This window comes from Paenibacillus sp. FSL H3-0310, from assembly GCF_038002785.1.
Taxonomy (GTDB): Bacteria; Bacillota; Bacilli; order Paenibacillales; family Paenibacillaceae; genus Paenibacillus_AQ; species Paenibacillus_AQ odorifer.
The window spans coordinates 3,696,738-3,718,048 of the sequence record NZ_JBBODC010000001.1 but is presented as its reverse complement, the minus strand read 5'-3'; the positions used below and the strand labels follow the sequence as shown (position 1 = coordinate 3,718,048).

At 42.9% G+C, this 21,311-nt stretch carries 14 protein-coding genes; 11 read left to right on the top strand and 3 right to left on the bottom strand.

The window, feature by feature from the left end; all coding sequences use genetic code 11:
• Nucleotides 1-7 precede the first annotated feature (7 nt).
• Nucleotides 8-838 (top strand): AraC family transcriptional regulator, encoded by an 831-nt coding sequence (locus MHH63_RS16920; protein ID WP_341171816.1) that lies wholly within the window; start codon nt 8-10, stop codon nt 836-838.
• A gap of 66 nt (nt 839-904) precedes the next feature.
• Here the strand turns inward: MHH63_RS16920 and MHH63_RS16915 are convergent, their stop codons facing one another.
• Complete coding sequence (locus MHH63_RS16915) at nt 905-4,015, bottom strand: glycoside hydrolase family 2 TIM barrel-domain containing protein (protein ID WP_341171815.1); 3,111 nt, start codon at nt 4,013-4,015, stop codon at nt 905-907.
• Between the two features lie 120 nt (nt 4,016-4,135).
• Between MHH63_RS16915 and MHH63_RS16910 the strand changes: the two genes are divergently transcribed.
• A complete protein-coding gene (locus MHH63_RS16910; protein WP_076143215.1) occupies nt 4,136-4,960 on the top strand; it encodes an AraC family transcriptional regulator in 825 nt (274 codons plus the stop codon).
• A 167-nt stretch (nt 4,961-5,127) separates the two neighbouring features.
• Nucleotides 5,128-6,033, top strand: a complete 906-nt coding sequence (locus MHH63_RS16905) for a hypothetical protein (protein WP_076130585.1) — start codon at nt 5,128-5,130, stop codon at nt 6,031-6,033.
• A 47-nt stretch (nt 6,034-6,080) separates the two neighbouring features.
• On the opposite strand, the gene MHH63_RS16900 is transcribed toward MHH63_RS16905, so the two are convergent.
• Nucleotides 6,081-6,950 (bottom strand): AraC family transcriptional regulator, encoded by an 870-nt coding sequence (locus MHH63_RS16900; RefSeq protein WP_076130584.1) that lies wholly within the window; start codon nt 6,948-6,950, stop codon nt 6,081-6,083.
• A gap of 137 nt (nt 6,951-7,087) precedes the next feature.
• Here MHH63_RS16900 and MHH63_RS16895 point away from each other — a divergent pair, with 137 nt between their 5' ends.
• Together MHH63_RS16895 and MHH63_RS16890 are read left to right on the top strand one after the other, a co-directional pair.
• A complete protein-coding gene (locus tag MHH63_RS16895) occupies nt 7,088-9,754 on the top strand; it encodes a family 78 glycoside hydrolase catalytic domain (protein ID WP_076303051.1) in 2,667 nt (888 codons plus the stop codon).
• A gap of 176 nt (nt 9,755-9,930) precedes the next feature.
• Nucleotides 9,931-12,312: an alpha-L-arabinofuranosidase C-terminal domain-containing protein gene (locus MHH63_RS16890; RefSeq protein WP_076303050.1), complete on the top strand. Its 2,382-nt coding sequence runs from the start codon at nt 9,931-9,933 to the stop codon at nt 12,310-12,312.
• Between the two features lie 72 nt (nt 12,313-12,384).
• On the opposite strand, the gene arfA is transcribed toward MHH63_RS16890, so the two are convergent.
• A complete protein-coding gene (gene arfA, locus MHH63_RS16885; RefSeq protein ID WP_076187265.1) occupies nt 12,385-13,890 on the bottom strand; it encodes an arabinosylfuranosidase ArfA in 1,506 nt (501 codons plus the stop codon).
• Between the two features lie 150 nt (nt 13,891-14,040).
• Here arfA and MHH63_RS16880 point away from each other — a divergent pair, with 150 nt between their 5' ends.
• From MHH63_RS16880 to MHH63_RS16855, 6 genes are all read left to right on the top strand, one after another.
• Nucleotides 14,041-14,943 (top strand): ArsR/SmtB family transcription factor, encoded by a 903-nt coding sequence (locus MHH63_RS16880; protein ID WP_076130581.1) that lies wholly within the window; start codon nt 14,041-14,043, stop codon nt 14,941-14,943.
• Between the two features lie 171 nt (nt 14,944-15,114).
• Complete coding sequence (locus MHH63_RS16875) at nt 15,115-16,122, top strand: LacI family DNA-binding transcriptional regulator (RefSeq protein ID WP_036689737.1); 1,008 nt, start codon at nt 15,115-15,117, stop codon at nt 16,120-16,122.
• 179 nt (nt 16,123-16,301) lie between these two features.
• Nucleotides 16,302-17,243 (top strand): ABC transporter permease, encoded by a 942-nt coding sequence (locus MHH63_RS16870; RefSeq protein WP_036689816.1) that lies wholly within the window; start codon nt 16,302-16,304, stop codon nt 17,241-17,243.
• 14 nt (nt 17,244-17,257) lie between these two features.
• Nucleotides 17,258-18,145, top strand: a complete 888-nt coding sequence (locus MHH63_RS16865; RefSeq protein WP_036689738.1) for a carbohydrate ABC transporter permease — start codon at nt 17,258-17,260, stop codon at nt 18,143-18,145.
• 55 nt (nt 18,146-18,200) lie between these two features.
• Nucleotides 18,201-19,838 (top strand): sugar ABC transporter substrate-binding protein, encoded by a 1,638-nt coding sequence (locus tag MHH63_RS16860; RefSeq protein WP_038569996.1) that lies wholly within the window; start codon nt 18,201-18,203, stop codon nt 19,836-19,838.
• Between the two features lie 63 nt (nt 19,839-19,901).
• Nucleotides 19,902-21,245, top strand: a complete 1,344-nt coding sequence (locus MHH63_RS16855; protein WP_076303048.1) for a glycoside hydrolase family 30 protein — start codon at nt 19,902-19,904, stop codon at nt 21,243-21,245.
• Nucleotides 21,246-21,311: the final 66 nt, after the last annotated feature.

Here is a 21,311-nt window from a genome sequence, read left to right as displayed (position 1 = left end):
GTAAGGGATGGATAACCATGTTTTGCTTACAAATTATTTATCCAATTTAAAGGTTGATTTATTTATGGCTGATTACAATCTTTGTGGCCGTGACTGGAAAGATCTTGACTACACACCTGACTATAGTAAATTTTATTTTATTTGCGATGGGGAGGGTTGGTTAAAGATTGGCGATCGAGAATATTATCCGAAGCCTGGTCAGCTTTTTTTGATGCCTGAGGGAGTTAAGCAATCTTATTCTTGCATAAGTGATCAACCCTTTGAGAAGTATTGGTGCCATTTCAGCGCAAAAATCGGAGACATTAATCTATTCAAAATGTTAGAGTTAAGTCATGTATGCAGAGAAGTAGATCCTCATGTAATCCAAAAGATTTTCAGCAGCCTAACGAGTCATATGAAATCTGATGCGGTGTATGCTCATTTATTAGCCAAAAGTAAGTTAATGGAGTTATTTTCTTATTTTATTATGAACATAGATGTAGACGAAATCACTTTTAAGAATCTAAGCTCGATCGAAAAATTAACGAAAATATTAACGTACATAGACGCTCATATCGAGCGAAATATCACCATACACGAGCTTGCCGAGATTGCGTACATGCATCCCAACTATTTTATCCGGCTATTTAAACAGCAAATCGGAGTTCCCCCCATTCAGTATATCACCAGAAAAAAGATAACTAAGGCCAAGGAGCTATTGAGGGGGACGCAAAGTTCTGTCGGTGAGATTGCCCATGATCTTGGTTTTAGCGATCTCTATTATTTCTCCAAACAGTTCAAAAAAAATGTAGGTTTAAGCCCTTCGGAATTCAGACAAGGAACAGTAGCTGTGAAATAAATAGAAGAAGGCCGTCCTGTGTGGTAGAAACCAACCAGAGACGGCCTTTTTTATAAGTGGAAGAGATTAGAGCAGTGAGACAGTGAAACGGAAGATGTACGGGCGATTAGCCGGCAGAGTGAACTCTTCGTGAGTTGGTGCGCCCCAGCTGTCGTCCCCGCCAACACCCATTTGCTTGTAGTTAACTCTTAGTACGCTTTTGTTCGAAACTGGCAATTTATAGACGTGGTCATGGGCTTCCAGTTCTTCAGGCTTCCAAGGCAGGGCATTAATTTCGATAGGCGTTGCACTTTCAAAATAGAACCCTGATCCATCGTTGCCCTCTGTAATTGAAGCGAATCTGACATCAGTCTTGTTGCCGCACTCTTGAGGTTTGAGATAAGGTGTGAATTGATCACTGACCTTACCAGTGTAACGTCCAAGTGGGGCTCCGGTTTGTCTATCCCAATAATTCTCATGAGGTCCGCGGCCATACCATGACAGGGTATCAAGACTTCCATCTAGAACGAACATCATTCCGAACTCAGGGATTTCTGGCAGAACGCTGCTGCCCGGACTCAGTTCTTGCGTGATCTCTAAAGTCCCGTCAGCACGAATCACATACTGGACCCGAAGCGTGGAATCCGGACTTGTAGCCAGAAGGTAGCTGGCAGAGACGAAACAGAGAGAGCCTTCGGTTCTAAATGTAAAGCTGATTAAGTGTTGTTTATGCGATGCCTGCTTCCATACTGCACACCGCTGTGGCAATTTATTACCACAATCATTATCAGTGACTGCTCTCCAGAAGTTAGCTCTTACAGGTTCAAGCAGACGTTCTTTGCCTGAGGAACGATAAGAGTTCAGAGCACCCGTAGTGGTACTAAAGCTCAGTTCGAAATTATCACCTTGTACATTCAAAACATTCTCAAGCTCGCTGACACGCAGTGGTTCTGCGATTGTCTTTGAGGTATTGGTTACAAAACGGGGTGACAGAATGAACTGTTCCCAAGCGATTTCGTGATTGGCTTCTGCCCATATAGTTGCTGAAGGCTGAATAAAGGAAAGATTCAGAACTGCTTCATGATTGCCACGCAGTGAATCCAGCTCGTAAGGAACTTTGCATGAAATGCTCTCACCTGGTGCACATGAGATCTTCAGCAAGCCTTCTTGTGCAGTTACTCCGTCTAAACGAACTTCCCATTTGAGATCGTATTCCTTTAAGTTGGTAAATAAGAAGGAATTGCGAATCTGGAAGAGTCCTTCTAGGATATTTTCAGCCGTTACTTTAATATTTTGATAACATTTTTTGACCTCAAAGAGCTTAGGAGTAACCGTACGATCAGCAAAAAGCAATCCGTTGCCACTAAAGTTGCCATCATGAGGCGATTCACCAAAGTCCCCGCCATAAGCGAGATATTCAATTCCCTCGGAGGTGTGGGTCCGAATGGCTTGATCTACCCAATCCCAAATGAATGCACCTTGAACAATATCATATTTGTCGAACAAGTCACAGTATAAGTGCAGCCCACCGCATGAATTGCCCATGGCATGACTGTATTCGCAGAGGATATAAGGCTTTTTCGGATTATTAAGCGCATATTTTTCAACATCCTGCGGTTTAATGTACATAGTAGATTCTATGTCACTTGCTGCTTCCGATTCTCTACAGTGGAAGATTCCCTCATAATGAACCGGCCGCGAAGGATCGATTTCTCTCAGGTAGTCGTGCATAGCGATAAAATTGTCGCCTCCGAAAGATTCATTGCCGAGAGACCAAATGATGACTGAAGGGTGGTTTTTATCCCTTTGCATCATGGAGTTGCAGCGGTCAATGACATTGGCCCGCCATTCCGGTTTGCTTCCAGGGACATTCCCGTCATTCAACCCTTCTTGGCTGTATGCCCAGGTGCCGTGAGTTTCCAGATTAGTTTCGTCAATCACATATAATCCGTATTCATCACATAACTCGTACCAGATAGACTGATTCGGGTAATGGGAGGTTCGAACAGCATTAATATTATGTGTTTTCATTAATTGGATGTCGCGCAGCATATCTTCTTTGGCTAAAGCACGACCTGTGTCGCAAGAGAATTCGTGGCGATTGACACCTTTGAGTACGATTCTTTTGCCATTGATCTTCATAAGTCCGTCTTTAATCTCAAACTTGCGGAATCCAACCTTACAGCTGACCGTTTCTTGTGTATGCCCGTTGCCGTCATTTATAGACAGAACTAAGGTATAAAGATAAGGGGTTTCAGCACTCCATTTAAAAGGCTGCTCAACCGGGGCAGCAAGCTTGAGTTGTTGAACGCCTTCTTGCTCAAAGGAACCAGTAGCGGAGATAGGAGTCTCCCAAACAGGCTGGCCCTCTTTATTGTAAAGCTGCATTTGCAGTGTATATGGGCTTTGCTCGTTAAAGTAATTTTCCACCTTGATATCTACATTTAAATCCGCATGTACGAAGTTTTCATCCAGATCTGTGTGGACGAAATAATCAGCAATATGAACGGAAGGAGCCGAATAAAGATAGACTTCCCGAAAAATACCGCTCAGGCGCCAGAAATCCTGATCCTCTAGCCAGCTGGCATCACACCAACGATAAACCTCGACAGCTAGTTTGTTGTCCCCTGCCACTAAATATGGGGTGATATCGAATTCTGATGGAGTAAATGTATCTTCACAGTACCCGACAAGTTCACCGTTTACCCATACGTAGAAAGCGGATTCAACACCCTGAAAGCTTAGGTACACCGGTTGACCGTTCCAAGACTCAGGTACAGTAAAGGTTCGTAGATAAGAGCCTACTGGATTATATTTTGTTGGGGCAAAGGGGGCTTTAAGCTCTGGCTCGGATTCCGCCCAAGGATACCGGAGATTTGTATATTGTGGGTAGTCATAATCTTGGAACTGCCAGTGGGACGGTACAGGAATTGTATCCCAAGTACTGCAATCAAAATCGGTTTTATAGAAATCCACAATTCGTTGATCCGGTGTTTCGGAAAAAGCGAATTTCCAAAGCCCATTGAGGGTTTGGTAGAAAGGTGAGGTTTCTTTATCGTTAGTTAGCGCTTGGGATAAGCTACGGTAAGGGATCATGGAGGCATGTGCATCCAATCGATTCAATTCAAAAGTCTCTGGGTTGTTATTCCATTCCGGATAACCGTTAGCAGGTGGCTGGTAGACAAACTTTGCTCGCATGAGTTGATCTCCTTTATAATCATTGTAATGTTATTATATTCATATTATAAGTTGAAGTAATGTTAGGATAAATAAAAGAATTTTAGTCCCAGATAACAAAATATGAAACGAGGACTTTTTATGGAGAGCAAAATTATTTTTTGCCAAACAGAAGATGTAATCATGCTGCCGCTTTATGCTACAACCCTTGGATTTTGGGAGCATCAGCCAGAAACTATACGTCCTGCAGGCTTTCCAGACTATCAAATACATCAGATTCACGAAGGCAAGGGTGAGCTTATCATTCATGAGAACCGATATCTCGTGGGTCCAGGGGATGTGTTCTTTTTGTTCCCGGATATTCCTCATTCGTATGCCCCTATCAGTGGGAAGGAATGGAAGGTATCATGGGTCTCGTTCAATGGCAGAGAGGTTGGTCAAATGCTGCTCTATGCGGGCATCCGCGAGTCTGGTCCTGCTAGATTAAAAGAAGATCAATGGCTCAATCCTCTAAAGCAAATCCTTATGCTGCCAGATAGCAATGAGCTGGAGACTAATTTGGCACGATCTAAACATCTTTATGCATTGCTTCTGGATTTAAAAAGAAAGCTAGTATCGCCTCTGAATGAGGCACATGAATTGGAGCGAATTAAGCCGGTGCTGCGTTATATTGAGAGCAATCTGCATAGGACGCTTCCTTTAAAGGAGCTGGCGGAGATTATTTCTGTATCGCCACAGTATTTATGCAGGCTTTTTCAAAAAACAATTCATGATCGACCTGTAACCTATATCAATAAGCAACGTATCAATTTGAGTAAACAGCTTATGTTTAATGGACGCGATAAAAAAATGTATGAAATTGCCCAGCTAGTGGGTTTTGATAATGCTAGTTACTTTTGTTTGGTGTTTAAAAGATTGACAGGGATGAGTCCTGAGCAATTTAAGCAGCTGCATGGTTTGGATTAGATAAACGCTTACTTGTTACCGTCTAGCACAACATGATATAGTTTACTTGAGTTCCTGCGATGTTTTTTTTGCGGCTTAGCCCATACTTTTACTGCCACAAGAATTCAATACATAGAACCAAATTAACGATCTGAAATGACGAAAAGCATCAGGAAGGAGACATCATTTTGAATGAGAAGCTAAAGCAAGCCTATGAGCGTTTGAACTTGCCTGAAGACGTTACCCGGGAGGAATTGAACAAAAGGTTAGATATGCATTTGAAACGCCGTCGATCGAATTCGACTGAAGATGAGGTTGCAGCTTATGAAGAGGAATTCCGCGCTTACAAAACCATCCTAGATGGCTTGGATCAGAAGGAGATTCAGGAAGCAGAGGACAAGCGGCTGGAGAAGTGGGGAGCCATGTCCGGCGTAGCACGTAAATCGGAGAATTTCTTTCGCCTCTACAAAACGCACACTATTATTTCTATTATCGTGCTGCTGGTAGTTATCTTTGGAGGGAAAGCGCTCTATGATCAATGGCAGGAAAGAAAATATGAAGCTACGCTCCCACCGGTAGATGTTCGAATCATGTTCCTAGGCAACTATGAATCTCAGGACTCGTCAGGTAAGAATGAAGAGCTAAAACAAGAAATCATCAAACGTTACCCGGCTTGGAAGAGAGTGGAGGCAGAAATCGTTTATCTACCCTCAACAGGTGGGACGGACGGTGGAGCCTTGGATATGAGCTATATGCAGCGGGCTATGGCGATGCTGGCAGCCGATCATCCGGATATCCTGATTATGGATGATGCTACTTTTGAATGGATTGGCCAGCAGTCGGGACTGCAAAATCTGGAGTCGTTTATTAAATCCGCAGGACTTCCTCTTGATGATAACCGTCTGAAACGTATGACTAACCCGGAGAGTGGTCAAGAGCTGATTACTGGCATAGATATCACAGATACGGATTTTGCTACAGAACTCCCTATCCATTCAAATCAGATGATCGTCGGAACGTTAGGACAAGATGACAGTAAGACTAAATCAACTGATTTTGTTGAGTTTTTACTTAAACAGATCACTAATCAATAAATTAATAGGGCCGATGTTGTATGGATGTTCATACGACATCGGCCTTTTTATGATCTGTAGAGCTTGCGGTACGCGATGGGTGTCTGGCCGACTATTTTTTTGAATACAGCGTTAAAGGAGTCGATGTCACGGTAACCCACTAGCTCGGCAATCATATTAATTTTATGTCCAGAAGTACGCAGCAATTCACAGCTTTTATGCATTCGCAGATTCTTCAAGTAGGTCCCAAAGGACTGGCCAGTATGCTTGTGGAACATGCGCTGAAGATGCCTGCTGCTCCACTGTGAAATACGGGCTAATTCGGCAAGTGTAATCTTTTCCGACAGATTATGCTCTAGGTATTGAATGACTTGCGTGAAGTCTGCCATATCCATCGTAGATTTGTCATCTTCTCCGTATTTTTGCCTGTACACTGCTATGATTAATTGACTTAAGAGGGTGTAAAGCATTGTTTTGGAGCCCATACCGGATACCGACATTTCATGATATAAATTCAGCATTAAGCGCTCAATAGAGCCATCTCGATCTGAGACGGAAAAGTAAGATGAGCTGCTACTCCCAAGAGTGGCTAGGTGCTCCCGGATAGATGGCTCTTGAAGGACGATATTTAATTGCTCCACCATTTGCATATCAAAAAGGCAGTTATAGACGATCAGGCGATTCCCTAAAGTATCAGAAGATGCTGGACGGAACACATGGGGGGCACCTACAGGAATCACGAACAGCATTCCTTTTCTAACGGGAAAGATCTCATTTTCAAGGTGATGAAAACCTCTTCCTTCAGCTACATAGCAATACTCAATAAATTCATGAGCATGAAAAGGGGCATGGAAGTTCTCTGAATAGCGGTTAACGAGCAGATGCAGATCGTTTTGAAAAAAAATTTCATTTTTGAACAACTCGGTGGTTCGTTGCATATTGAATTCCCCCTTCCAGATTCATGGCATGATTGCAGGGATATGATGTCCTTTTTACCGGGTGATGAAAGCGGTAACCCAGCTATAATTATAGGGCAAAGACTAATTTGTCGCTATAGAAGGAGGTTTTTATCTATATGTTCGCAATGACTAAGCTTCGTTGTGAGTACAAAGAAAATCCGCTAGGAATTGATGTGATCAGACCCAGAATCAGTTGGCAGTTAGTTTCAGATGACAGGGACTGCATGCAGTCTGCTTATCAAATTCAAGTGGCGGAGAATATGCTTTTTCAAGGCAAGCTATGGGATACAGAGGAAGTAAAGTCTTCTCAATCGATCCATGTTGAGCTTGAAGGTCTGCTGCTGGAAGCTCGCACGCGTTATTATTATCGGGTTCGGGCATGGAATCAGAATGCAATAGACTCGGGTTGGTCTGAGGTTGCATTTTTTGAAACCGGACTATTAGATGCAGGGAATTGGCAGGCGGAGTGGATCAGCGCTCCTACAGCCTCTTTTTCACAAGATTCTGAGATTTGCCCACAGCTTCGTACATTCGTGGATGTAAAAGGTCCAGTGGAAAGTGCAAGGATTTATGCTACTGCTTTGGGCTTGTATGAACTGCAGCTGAACGGAAGTCGGGTGGGAGATCATTATTTTACTCCAGGCTGGACCAGTTACAGTAAGCGGCTGCAATATCAAACTTATGATGTCACAAAGCTTCTGCATGAAGGTGCGAATGCGTTAGGCGCACTGTTGGGCAATGGCTGGTACAGAGGGTATTTGGGCTGGGATAATCAAAAGGAGATTTATGGATCAAAGACTTCACTTCTGCTGGAGCTTCATATCCAGTACGCAGACGGTTCAAATGAGCTTATTAGCTCAGATCAGAATTGGCAGGCTGCAAAAAGCGCAATTATGATGTCTGAAATTTATAATGGTGAAACCTATGATGCTCGGCTGGAGCTGGATATCACCGATCCTTCATCAGAAGGTTGGCATCCAGTGGAGATTATTAATTATTCCAAAGCGATCATCGTTGCCCAGGAAAATGTGCCAGTGACACAAGTTGAAACCTTGAAGCCGATTGCACTGCTGACTACCCCGCAGGGAGATAGAGTGCTGGACATGGGCCAGAACATGGTAGGGTGGTTAAAATTTAATGTAAAAGGTCAATCTGGTCAGGCGGTAGAACTTCAGCATGCTGAAATATTAGACCGGGACGGAAATTTCTACACGGAGAATATGCGTAAAGCGAAACAGTGCATCCGCTATACTCTGAAAGGTGGAGAGCAAGAGGCGTATGAACCGCATTTCACCTTCCAAGGCTTTCGGTATGTGAAGCTTAGTGGGTTCTCAGCAGATCTTCAACTAGAGGATTTCACAGGAATTGTGATGCACTCTAATATGGAACGTACGGGTGATTTTCAGTGCTCAGATCCACTTGTGAATCAACTGCATCACAATATCCTGTGGGGGCAAAAAGGGAATTTCCTCGATGTGCCCACTGATTGTCCACAGCGTGATGAGCGGCTCGGCTGGACGGGGGATGCTCAGATGTTTGTCCGAACAGCCTCCTATTTGATGAATACGGCACCTTTCTTTACGAAATGGTTACGGGATTTGAAGGCAGACCAAACCCCTGAGGGCGGCATTCCGTTTTTTATTCCAGAGCTGAGAGCAGCGCCTCCTGGCGACGGAGATACTAACCATTCTTCTGCAGCCTGGGGGGATGCAGCTACGATCTGTCCATGGACAATCTATGAAATGTACGGCGACAAAAGGCTGCTTGCAGAGCAATACGAGAGCATGAAGCAATGGATTTCATATATCTATGCACAGGGAAGTAACCCTTATCTGTGGAATACTGGCTTTCATTTCGGCGATTGGCTAGCGCTTGATTCCAAGCCAGACAGCTATGTGGGAGCTACAGATCGGGATTATGTCGCCACCGCTTTTTATGCCTATTCCGTTTCTCTTACTTTAAAAGCGGCAATAGCCTTAGAAAAATCGGAGGACGTGGACTATTATAGTGAGCTGCACGCCAAAATTATAAAAGCATTCAGTAATGAGTTCATAACACCTGCGGGAAGGTTGTCCGTCTCTACCCAGACTGCACAGATATTAGCCCTACGTTTCGATCTTATAGAAGGGGTCGCCAAAGAACGTGCAATTCAGAAGCTAACTGAGCTGATTGCTGAAGCTAAGGATCATCTGACTACTGGATTCGTGGGCACACCATATCTGAATCCTGTGCTCAGCGAGATTGGAAATAATGAACTCGCGTATAAGCTTCTTTTTCAAAAGGATTATCCATCCTGGCTGTATCAGGTGACGAAAGGTGCGACTACGATTTGGGAGCATTGGGATGGGATCAAGGAGGACGGCAGCTTCTGGAGTGCAGATATGAATTCCTTCAATCATTACGCCTATGGCGCAATAGGTGAATGGTTGTATCGTTACGTTGCAGGAATCGGAACTGATGAGTTGGAGCCTGGTTTCAAAATCGTTCATATCAAGCCACAGCCTGGCCCCGGTCTGGATTACGCAGAAGCTAGTCTTGAAACCATGTACGGAAAAGTAGAGTCAGCGTGGCGGCGATCAGAGGATGATGGAATGATGATTCACGTTACGATTCCTGCCAATACCAACGGTATTGTCGTTCTGCCTGGAGCCAATCAACTAGGGTTATTAGAAAATGAAGTTCCTGTGGAGCAGTCCAGAGGCGTGCACAGCATCAGCTTGGTCGATAACGGAGTGAGACTTCAATTAGGTTCGGGCAGCTATCAATTTACGTATTCTTTATAACCTATACTAGGGGGATTCCTAGTGTGAACTGACATCGAGCGAGGGGTATTCGGTGTCAGTTTTTCGTTTTTGAATTGACGAATATAGAGAGGAGTTATTATAATGATTTATATTGATATGAACTAAGTAATATAAATATAAATCAAATTGGAATTCACAAGGAGGAAGACAATAGAATGAAGACAGAAGGAAAATTGACGATACATACGCAGCAGCGGGGGGCGGAGTTAGGCGATCTATTCGGTATTTTCTTCGAGGATTTGAATCATGCGGCCGATGGTGGGCTTTACGCTGAACTAGTTCAGAACCGATCTTTTGAATTCGACCCGATTGACCGGGCAGATTATCATGCGCTGATGGCTTGGGAGCCTGTAGAACGTGGAGATGGAAAGGTAAATATCTCTGTAGAAGACAGCAAGCCCTTAAATGATCGTAACCAACATTATGTTGCCATCGATATTGTGGCTGAAGGTGACGGCGTTGGCCTGATGAATCTAGGCTTTAACAGTGGTATTCCGGTAAAAGAAGGCGAGAATTATAACTTCTCGGTGTATGCCCGCCGGGAGACAAGCTTTGATGTGCCGCTTACCGTAAACATCGAAAGCACAGACGGCACCATTCTTGGTGAAGTGGAGATCGCCGTAAGCAGCTCTGAATGGACCCGATATGAAGCCGTTATTACAGCTAATAGCACGGACACAAGCAGTCGTCTTGTAATCGTTACCAAAGGTAACGGGAAGGTATATCTGGATATGGTTTCCCTGTTTCCTGAGAAGACCTTTAAGAATAGACCCGGAGGCATGCGTGAAGATATTTCGCTGCTGCTCGCTGATTTAAAACCTAAATTTATGCGGTTCCCAGGAGGATGTCTGGTGCATGACGGTTCCTTGGATCCAGATGACAGAGACTCCATGTACAGATGGAAGAATACGATTGGGGATGTTGCACAAAGACCGGCAAGACGCAATAACTGGTCATATAATCAAACGCTTGGGTTAGGTTATTATGAATATTTTCAGTTCTGTGAGGATATTGGAGCTAAGCCGATCCCCGTTCTTCCGGGCGGCTACGACCCGCATCATAAACGGATGGTACCGCTGGATGAATTAACGCCTTGGATTGAGGATGCTTTGGATTTAATTGAATTCGCCAAGGGGGATTCTTCCACGAAGTGGGGAGGCATTCGTGCAGAACTGGGTCACCCTGAGCCTTTTGGGCTGGAGTATGTCGGCATTGGGAATGAAGAGGTAGGTGCACCCTTTTTCGAGAGATATCCTTACTTTCATCAAGCCATCAAAGCAAAATATCCGGAAATCAAGGTCATTAATTCTAGTGGCCCGTTCTCTGCCGGCCAGGAATATGAACGGGGCTGGACGTCGGCAAAAGAGAACAAGTCTGACCTCGTAGACGAGCATTATTACTGTACACCTGAATGGTTCCTGGCTAATCATCATCGTTATGATGATTTCAAAGCCGATGAGCCAAAGGTATTCCTCGGTGAATATGCCTCATGGGGCAATACCTATTACAATGCATTGGTGGAAGCAGCATTTATGACAGGTCTGCAAAATAATGCCCATGCCGTTGGCTTAGCTTGTTATGCTCCAATGCTCTGTAATGTGGATTATATTAACTGGAAGCCGGATATGATCTGGTTCAATAATCATGAAGTGTACGGAACGGCAAACTATTATGTGCAAAAGCTATTCATGAACCATCAGGGAGATCATTTGCTGAAGATGGAAGCAGATGGCTTCACGGCACCGAAGGAAAGCAGAAAGGAAGCGATCACTGGAGCCGTCAGTTTCGGTGTGGATGCCTCTGCTGCTCGTTTCTCCGAGATCACCTTAGTCAACAATATTACGGGAGAAGTGAAAACGTATTCTGACTTATCAGAGGAAGTTTCAAATCTGCCTGACCCTGCTCAGAACAGAACGGCTAAACGGACACTAGAGCTTGGTGAGACAGAGTGGGAAAACTATACTTTGCATTTTAAGGCTACACGAACTGCAGGAAATAAAGGGTTTATCTTTTATTTTGGTAAAGCGGATGATCAGAATCATTTGTACTGGGAGCTGGGTGGCTGGCAGAATCAGGATTCGATTGTGGCCTCAATTATCAACGAAAGAAATTCTGTTCTGACGCATGCTATGTTTACGGTTGAAACAGATGTAGAATACGATCTTAAGCTAGAAGTAGTGGGCAGACAGATCCGTACTTTTATTAACGGAGAACTGGTGAATGAGACAGAAGATAAACTTCCGGTCATCGAACCGCTGTATTACACGGCAAGTGTGGAAGATTTAACGGGGGATATTATCCTCAAGACTGTAAACGTACAAGAGAACAGCGTTTCTGCTGAGGTTGTACTGGAATCTTTGGCAAAAGAAGCACTGACCATCGAAGTCTATGAAATGTCGGGATACCCGCTTGAGGACGAAAATAACTTCGAGAATAAGCAGCAGGTCTCTCCGAAACAAACCAGCTTTAAGACAGAAGGAAGCAGCTTTAGTTATGAGTTTCCGAAGCAATCCGTGACAATTTTCAGAATAAAATAACGAAGACGCCCCCATGAATCGATGGCTTATTAAAGATTCATGGGGGCATTTCTATGACTATTACAAGTTAGCTTAGCCGTTCACCCGCAGACGAATCACATTCCAGGAAGCTTTTGCGAGAAGGGCTTTTACATGTCCACTCTCAACAACGGCTTTGCCTTGGCTAGGCATCACGTTATGAGGATTGGATTTGGTATTTACAGCTTTTATATCTTCATGTTCCAGTACAATATGTTCAATAATGTTTACGGAACTGAAGCTGCGCAGATCCACGTCGAGCTCTAGTCCTTCGGATAAATGGCGGTTTACAGCGAAGACGGTTACTTCATTCAGCTCTTCGTTGTATACACTAATGGCTTCCAAGTAAGGCACATCAGTGAAATCTTTGGAATCGTATTTAGGGCTGGAAATCAGCGGGTGAAGTACGGTTCCACGACCATAAAGGGAAGCATGCAGGTACGGATAATAAGTAGTCTGCAGCCAAAGCGGTCCGCCATTTTCAGTCATAATTGGGGCGATTACATTGATCAGCTGCGCTAAGCAGGCCATTTTCACACGATCAGCATGCTTCAACAATGAAATAAGACAGCAGCCCACAACAAGTGCATCTTCAAGTGTGTACACATCTTCGAATTCTGGCGGTGCGATCTGCCAATGTTGTTCGGCACGGCTGCTGCCTTGTGATTTCCATACATTCCATTCATCGAGCGACAGATTAATTTTCTTTTTGCTCTTTTTCTTCGCTTGAACATAATCACAGGTGGCAGCCACACTGCTGATGAAATGATCCAAATCCATAGAGCGGGCTAGGAAGTTAGGCGTGTCGTCATTGTTGTTATTGTAGTACGTATGCAGTGATAAATAGTCCACATTATCATAAGAAAGATCAAGCACGGTAGCTTCCCACTCGGCAAAAGTGTCCATGCCGCTGCCGGAGCTGCCACAAGCCACAAGCTCAAGCGTTGGATCGACCCAGCGCATAGCTTTTGCAGTTTCGTTCGCTAACCGTCCATATTCGACCGCGGTTTTAGCTCCAATCTGCCACGGACCATCCATTTCATTTCCGAGGCACCAGGTCTTAAAAGCGTGAGGCTCTTTATACCCATGAGAGATCCGCAGGTCACTGTAGTAGGAGCCGGAAGGATGATTGCAGTACTCTACTAGATTTCTAGCTGCATCGATGCCGCGTGTTCCAAGGTTAACTGCCATCATGACTTCGCTGCCTACGAGCTTAGCCCAATCTGCAAATTCGTTGGTACCCACTTGATTGGTTTCCGTGGTCCACCAAGCTAATTCAAGAGATTGCTTGCGTTCGTGCTTGGGTCCAACCCCATCTTCCCAATTGTAACCGGATACAAAGTTGCCTCCAGGATAACGGATGATAGGAACGTTTAAGGCACGAATAGCTTCGATGGCATCGTTCCGAAAACCATTCTGATCCGCAGTAGGGTGACCCGGGTCATAAATGCCACCGTAAACTGCTCTTCCTAAATGTTCGATAAATGAGCCGTAAATCCGCGGGTCTACTTCAGCTAGTCTGAAATCTTTGTCAATAATCATTGTCGATTTAATCGGCATGAGTGTACAGCTCCCTCTAGTTGAATTAATGATTTCACTAATTAAGTAATTGTTTTATGATTACATGATACTGATTTTAGCTTATAATAAGCAATGAATTAATTTAGGATTCGTTAAAATACTAATTCAATAAGCATTGGAGACGTTGAAATGTACTTAACCACAGATTCTGAATCCTTGCAGGTGTATGAAGCGCTGGCAAGTGAAGTTAGGCTGCGAATTATTGAACTTCTGGACCGCAGAGAGATGCACATCAAAGAGCTGGCAGCGGAGCTCTACCTTAGTAGTGCAATTGTCAGTACTCATGTAGCAAAGCTGCAAAAAGCAGGCCTGATCAGTTCTAAAATGAGACGAGTAAATGGAGGGACCTATAAATATTGTTCTTTGTCTGCGAATTACCTGCAGATTAAATTATCGGGCTCCCGTGGAGTTGCCAGAAAGGTGGTTGAGGTGTCTATCCCTGTAGGGCAATATACCGATATTCAGGCTTTACCTACCTGCGGGATTGCTACTACTGAGAAGCTGATCGGCTATTATGATGATCCACGTTATTTTCTGGACCCGGAACGGGTGAATGCCGGCATTGTATGGTTTGCGAAAGGTTCTATCGAGTACAAGATTCCAAATTATCTATTTCAAGATCAAGTGGTGCAGGAAATTGAGATTTCGCTAGAAATAGGTTCCGAAGCTCCACATGTAAATGAGAAGTGGCCGTCGGATATTGGCTTTATGATGAATGGTCAGGATTTAGGAAAATGGACCAGTCCGGGCGACTTTGGCCTCACTAGAGGACGATTAAATCCCATTTGGTGGCGTTCGGATGTTAACCAATATGGTTTGCTGAAGGTTCTGCGGATTAATACAGGTGGAACCTTTGTAGATGGCCAGCAAATCTCAGATATTACCTTGGAGGATGTACGAGTAGAGCAGGATCAGTGGACCTTTCGTTTAACGGCAGAGAATAGCGGACGGAGAAGAGGGGGACTAACCATATATGGCCGTGGGTTTGGGAATTACGAGCAAGACATTATGTTTAGAGTGTATTATGAATGATTTCGAGTTTGCAGAAGAGGTGTTTTATAAGATTCTGTAGAAAATTTAAGCTTGTGTACCAATTATTACCTCTGATAAAATAAAAATAAAAAATATATTGTAATGAAAACGTTTTTATGTTAATTTAAATCTATAAAAACGTTTTTATTCGTAAAGGAAGATTGAATCATTATGGAAAAGGTAACGATCAAAGATGTTGCCAGAGAGGCTGGAGTCTCCATTTCTACGGTTTCCAACGCGCTAAATGACGTAGATGTATTGAACCCGGAGACGAAATCACATGTTCTTAAGGTTGCGAAGCGATTAAATTATGTTCCTAACCTGAACGGTAAGCTCCTTAGGAATGGGAAAACCAAAATGCTGGGTTTTTTCACAACAAGTGTGTCGGGTCCATACTTCTATAAGCTGGTTGAGTCCATGTCGCGTGAATGTGATCGGCTAGGTTACGGGCTGAATGTATTTGTTACCAAGGATAAACAAGTGATTATGAGCAATATTCTAGGCCGGCGAGTGGATGGTGTCATTATCTACGAAGAGCTGAGAATAGACGAAGAAGAAATTGCTGCAATGGTGAAAGACAAGATCAAGGCTGTATTTCTGGATCGGCCGCTTAAGAACGACACGATGGGAAGCGTGATATTTGATTCCTTTGAAGCGGGGTTTGAAGCGACCAAATATTTAATCAGTCTAGGGCATAAAAAGATTGCTTACATATCTGGTGTGGATGAGATGTACGACAGTGTTCAGCGGAGAGAAGGATACTTAGCTGCTTTGCGTCAGTATCAGCTACCCACGCATGAAGAGTATATTATACAAGGATATTTTGAAGAAGAAAGCACTTACAACGCTATAAAATCTTTTCTTCACTATAGTCCTGATAAAATACCTGATGCCTTCTTAGCAGGGAACGACTTGAGTGCAATTGGATGTATTCAAGCTTTGAAATCGCATGGATACGAAGTTCCGCTAGATGTTAGTGTTATGGGGTTTGATGATATTGATATTGCGCAATATTTCTCACCGCCTTTAACTACTGTAAGAAATCAAATTGCTAGACAAGGTATTTTGGCCATTAATCACCTCGTTCGTATGATTCAGAAGAAGGAACAGGGCGAGATGATGAAATTGGCGGGTGAATTAGTTGTAAGAGGTTCTAGTCAAGTAAAGATTGGTCGGTAAGAACACATATATGTAATGGGTTCAAGGTTTCACCCGATCATTTTTTAAAATTTTGTTGTTTTGGGAGGGTTTTTTTTTCGAAAAAATAAAAACGTTTTTATTGTTTGGGGATCATGATTTGGAGGGGAGAAGAAAAAGTGGATAAATTAGCCGTAGTGCCAACAAACGGAAAGAATCCAATGAGCGGGAAAAAGCCTATGGGGCAGAGGGTCAAAGAATTTGTAATTGATTATAAGAGACAATGGGAAATTCAATCCATGGTCATCCCGGGAATTATTTTTATGATTATCTTTTGTTTTATTCCGATTTACGGATTGACGATTGCTTTTAAAAGCTACACCGTAATTGATACGCTCGATTCTGCACCTTGGGTAGGGCTCGATAATTTCAGAATTATTTTATCTGATAAATATTTTTGGGACGCTGTAGTCAATACATTAGGGATCAGCTTTCTGAAATTAGCCATAGGGTTTGTTATTCCTATTATTTTATCCGTTATGATTTACGAATTAAGTGGTGGACGTTTTAAAAAGATAGTGCAAACCATCTCTTATTTACCACACTTTTTGTCCTGGATCGTTCTCGGCGGGATGCTGATTGCCTGGTTTTCCTCATCCGGTATGTTTAATGAGATTATGCTCAGTTTGGGACTGATTTCGAAACCGGTAAATATTTTGCTTGATGCGAATAAATACTGGTGGATTGCAACGTTATCCGATATTTGGAAAGAGGCTGGTTGGGGAACGATTCTCTACTTAGCCATTATGTCGAAAATTGATCCTACTTATTATGAGGCTGCCAAAATAGATGGCGCAAGCCGTATGAGACAAATTTGGAATATCACGCTTCCTAACATGAAACCGATTATCAGTTTAAATCTGATTCTCACTGTAAGCGGTTTATTAGGATCAAATCTGGACCAAACCCTGGTATTGATGAATTCTCAGAACCGCGTTAAGGCGGAGGTCATTAATTCTTATGTGTATCGTATGGGTATGACGCAAGGTGACTTCTCTTATGCTACTGCTGTTGGTTTAGGTGTCTCCATCGTTTCAGTCATCCTACTGATTAGCGCCAACAAAGTATCCAGTAAATTAAATGATAATCAATCAGTTCTGTAGAAGGAGGCATTTCTGTGAATCGTACGGTGGCTAAAGAAGATCTCGATAGTCGAATCTTTAATACCTTAAATATTATCCTGCTCTGTATTTGTACAATCATTATTGTCGTTCCTTTATGGAATGTAGTCATATCCTCTTTAAGTTCGGGCAAGGCGCTTGCGGAAGGCGGATTCATATTTTGGTCTCCAGAGTTCTCTTTGGAAAATTATCGTGCTGTATTTCAAGATGAGACCATTGGTTTAGCATTCGTAGTATCGCTTGCCAAAACATTCATTGGTGTCATTACCCACGTATTCTTTTGTGCCATGATCGGTTATGGCTTGAGTAAGAAATACATACGTGGACGTAAGCTGTATGTTGCCATGGGTGTAATCACTATGTTTTTCTCTGGTGGAATGATCCCTACGTATTTATTGATTAAATCATTAGGCCTCTTAAACAGCTTCTGGGTTTATATTATCCCGGCCTTGTTCAGTTATTATGATGTAGTTATTCTAATGAACTTCTTCAGAAATGTACCGGATTCACTTGAAGAGTCAGCCAAAATTGATGGTGCAGGTGACTGGCGCATTTTCCTAAAAATCTTTATCCCTCTTTCCATGCCGGCTATGGCCACCATTGCGTTATTTAACGGGGTTGGGCAGTGGAACGACTTTATGACTACCAAGTTATATATTACCGATCAATCGCTCTACCCGCTGCAGATGAAGCTCTATGAAATCATTGTTCAGTCGCAAACACAATCCATGCAAAATGTTGGTGGATCTGCGATTATCGAAACTACGACTAAAGGGGTTCAACTAGCAACAATTGTCATTACAACTTTGCCGATTGTTGTGATGTATCCAATATTACAGAGGTACTTTATCTCAGGCATGATGATGGGGGCGGTGAAGGAATAGTAAGTAAATCTCCAAGTAGTGAATGCTTACAAAACATTTTAGGGGGAAATAAAAGATGAACAAAGCATTTGGGAAAAAAGGACTCAAACTTTGTACGGCACTTATGGCTGTTGTATTAGTATTTACAGGTTGTGGATCGAAAGGTAATTCTGACAGCTCCAGTAAAGAGTTAAGCTCCATTGAAGGCCGTTATACTATAGATCCGGAAACACCGGCATGGAAGCTGGATACAAAAAAAGAGACAACAGATCTGACTTGGTACGTGAATGCAGACTGGTGGAATACTGATTTCGGAAAAGACCTTGTCACCAAGAAAATTAAAGAGGATTTAAACATCAACATTAAATTCATTACAGGCGATGACACTAAGCTGAATACGATTTTTGCCGGCGGTGAAATGCCAGATCTGTTGACTATTTTTGATTCCAACTCTCCAGTCGTACAAAAAGCTGCTACATGGGCATTGCCTTTAAATGATCTGGCAGATAAATATGATCCGTATTTCAATAAAGTTGCAGAAAAAGATACGATGAACTGGTTCCAGTTAGCAGATGGCAAGACCTATGGATACCCTAACTATTCCAATACGCAAAACGATTATGATAGCGGTAACATCCCTGCTAAAACAGCCTTTGTCATCCGCAAGGATGTTTACGAAGCCATTGGAAAACCAAGCTTTGGAACTCCTGAGGAATTCAAGAGCGTTATGCAACAAATCAAAAAACAATTCCCGGACATGATTCCTTTTGGTTTTAACTCCATTGGTTCAGGCACTGGTTCTTTGGGAGATGTATTGGAGGACTTCATCGGAGTGCCGATGGAAACTGAAAATGGCGAATTCTACAACCGTAACCTGGATGAGGATTACTTGACTTGGTTGAAAACGTTAAATGAAGTCTACAGAAATGGTGATATCAGTGATGACAGTTTTGCTGATGACGGTACTGCCTTTGAAGAAAAAGTGAAATCCGGTAAATATGCAACAATACTTTTGGATGGAACCCCTCAACAAAGTGGTAACCTGCAAATCTTCATGACAGAAAATCCAGGCAAGGAATATATCGCTATTGATGGCCCACAAAGTACTGTTGGACATGAACCAACGTTGAATCAATCCGGAATTACAGGTTGGATGATTAGCTATGTTACTAAAAAGGCTAAGGATCCTGCAAAAGCGATTCAAATTTACACTTATTTACTCAGCGACGAAGGACAAAAGCTCATGAACTACGGTATTGAAGGAGAGACCTATAAAGTTAACGACAGCGGTAAAATTGAATTCTTGCCTGAAATCAAAGACCTGCAATTAAATAATGCCGATAAATTCAAAAAAGATTACCGGATGGGCGAATTTATGTTCTTTGGACATGACCGTGATAAAGCGCTGAGTAATGACGCGTTCGCAGATTCCATTAAACAAATGCAAGAGTGGGGCAAAGGAAAGCTAAAACCACACTTTATTCTTGAAAACATTAACCCGGCTCAAGGAACGCCTGAAGCTCGCAGTCTTACTGCAATTGATACTACTTGGAACACTACGCTTGTAAGTATGATCCGTGCTAAAGACGATGCTACATTCGACAGCACCTTGGCTGCTTACAAAACATTTTTGAATGATAACAACTGGGATAAGATTGTAGAAGTTCGTTCTGAAAAAATGAAAAACAACAAAGAAAAATTAGGCCTTAAATAAGTTAGATAATAGAATGTGGCCCCTTCACTGGGGCCTCTTCATAGAAAGATGGAGGGAAACAACATGCCAGAGCTTAAAATTTATCAATCCACCGGGGAGAATACATTGTTTGTAGAGCAAAGTCTGCAACAATTAACTCCAATTGCTGACGCAGAGGCGACCACTACTGTAACTATTGACGAGAATCAAACCTTTCAGGAAATGGATGGCTTTGGAGCATCCTTTACGGATTCATCCGCTTATTTGATTAATCAAGTCCTGGACAACGAACAGAAAAAGGAAGTCATGAGCAAGCTTTTTGACGCACAAGATGGAATTGGTTTGTCCGTATTAAGAAATCCAATGGGGGCATCGGATTATGCTAGAGATATTTATAGCTATGACGATAGACCTGCACAGGAAACGGATACGGAATTAACCCACTTCTCTATCGCACATGATGAAGCAGACATTATCCCTTTGTTGCAACAAGCTCTGGCAATTAACCCTGAGATCAAACTGATGGCTTCTCCATGGAGTGCACCAGGTTGGATGAAGACTAGCGGATCGATGATTGCTGGAGAACTTAAACAAGAATATTATCAGGCTTATGCCGATTATTTTGTTCGATATATTCAAGCTTTTGAAGGGCACGGATTGCCAACTTATGCTGTAACACCACAGAACGAGCCTTTATTTGAACCCAAACACTACCCTAGTATGTTAATGTTGCCTGAGGCGCAAAAAGATTTCATTAAAAACTACCTGAAGCCGAGCTTTGTTAAGCATAACATCGCTACAAAAATTCTCTGCTACGACCACAACTGGGATCGTCCAGATTATCCGTTAACCGTGCTCGATTATGCAAAAGATGAAGTGGATGGTGTAGCTTGGCACTGGTATGGTGGCAATGCGTCAGCGCAATCAGAGGTTCTGAAAGCTTTTGCCGATAAAGAAGTGCATTTTACAGAAGGTTCTGGTGGAGAATGGATTCCTCCGTTTGAACAAGCCTTCTCCAATGTAATGAGAACAGGGATTGATATTCTTAGAAATCATAGTAAATCCTTTGTGTTATGGAATATGGCCTTAGATGAAAAGAACGGCCCAACCGTACCGGGTTTTGGCAAAAGTACTTGTCGTGGTGTTGTGACAGTCAACCAAGAGACCAAGGAGCTTACGTATACGCTCGACTATTATGCGCTGGCCCATTTCAGTAAATTTATTCGTCCGAAGGCTGTGCGTATTGACGCCTCCACCAATCAAGAAGTGATTCGTTCCGTAGCTTTTAAGAATACAGATAACTCTATTGCAGTTGTTCTGTTCAACGATAGTGAAAAGGCTGAGAATGTGGCTTTGAACTTGCCGGGAGCGGATGAATTATCTTTCCGTTTGGCGTCAAAAAGTGCTTTATCCATTTTGATAAAATAATTAGAGGACGTAGCTCAGAAGCACTCGAATCTTGATTCGGGTGCTTTTTTTATGAAAATAATCGTA

What these genes read in the sequence shown, in the direction of transcription:
- MHH63_RS16920 (WP_341171816.1), top strand. Translation starts at nt 8, where the DNA reads ATGGATAACCATGTTTTGCTTACAAATTATTTATCCAATTTAAAGGTT.
- MHH63_RS16915 (WP_341171815.1), bottom strand. Translation starts at nt 4,015, where the DNA reads ATGCGAGCAAAGTTTGTCTACCAGCCACCTGCTAACGGTTATCCGGAA.
- MHH63_RS16910 (WP_076143215.1), top strand. Translation starts at nt 4,136, where the DNA reads ATGGAGAGCAAAATTATTTTTTGCCAAACAGAAGATGTAATCATGCTG.
- MHH63_RS16900 (WP_076130584.1), bottom strand. Translation starts at nt 6,950, where the DNA reads ATGCAACGAACCACCGAGTTGTTCAAAAATGAAATTTTTTTTCAAAAC.
- MHH63_RS16895 (WP_076303051.1), top strand. Translation starts at nt 7,088, where the DNA reads ATGTTCGCAATGACTAAGCTTCGTTGTGAGTACAAAGAAAATCCGCTA.
- MHH63_RS16890 (WP_076303050.1), top strand. Translation starts at nt 9,931, where the DNA reads ATGAAGACAGAAGGAAAATTGACGATACATACGCAGCAGCGGGGGGCG.
- arfA (WP_076187265.1), bottom strand. Translation starts at nt 13,890, where the DNA reads ATGCCGATTAAATCGACAATGATTATTGACAAAGATTTCAGACTAGCT.
- MHH63_RS16880 (WP_076130581.1), top strand. Translation starts at nt 14,041, where the DNA reads ATGTACTTAACCACAGATTCTGAATCCTTGCAGGTGTATGAAGCGCTG.
- MHH63_RS16875 (WP_036689737.1), top strand. Translation starts at nt 15,115, where the DNA reads ATGGAAAAGGTAACGATCAAAGATGTTGCCAGAGAGGCTGGAGTCTCC.
- MHH63_RS16870 (WP_036689816.1), top strand. Translation starts at nt 16,302, where the DNA reads ATGAGCGGGAAAAAGCCTATGGGGCAGAGGGTCAAAGAATTTGTAATT.
- MHH63_RS16860 (WP_038569996.1), top strand. Translation starts at nt 18,201, where the DNA reads ATGAACAAAGCATTTGGGAAAAAAGGACTCAAACTTTGTACGGCACTT.
- MHH63_RS16855 (WP_076303048.1), top strand. Translation starts at nt 19,902, where the DNA reads ATGCCAGAGCTTAAAATTTATCAATCCACCGGGGAGAATACATTGTTT.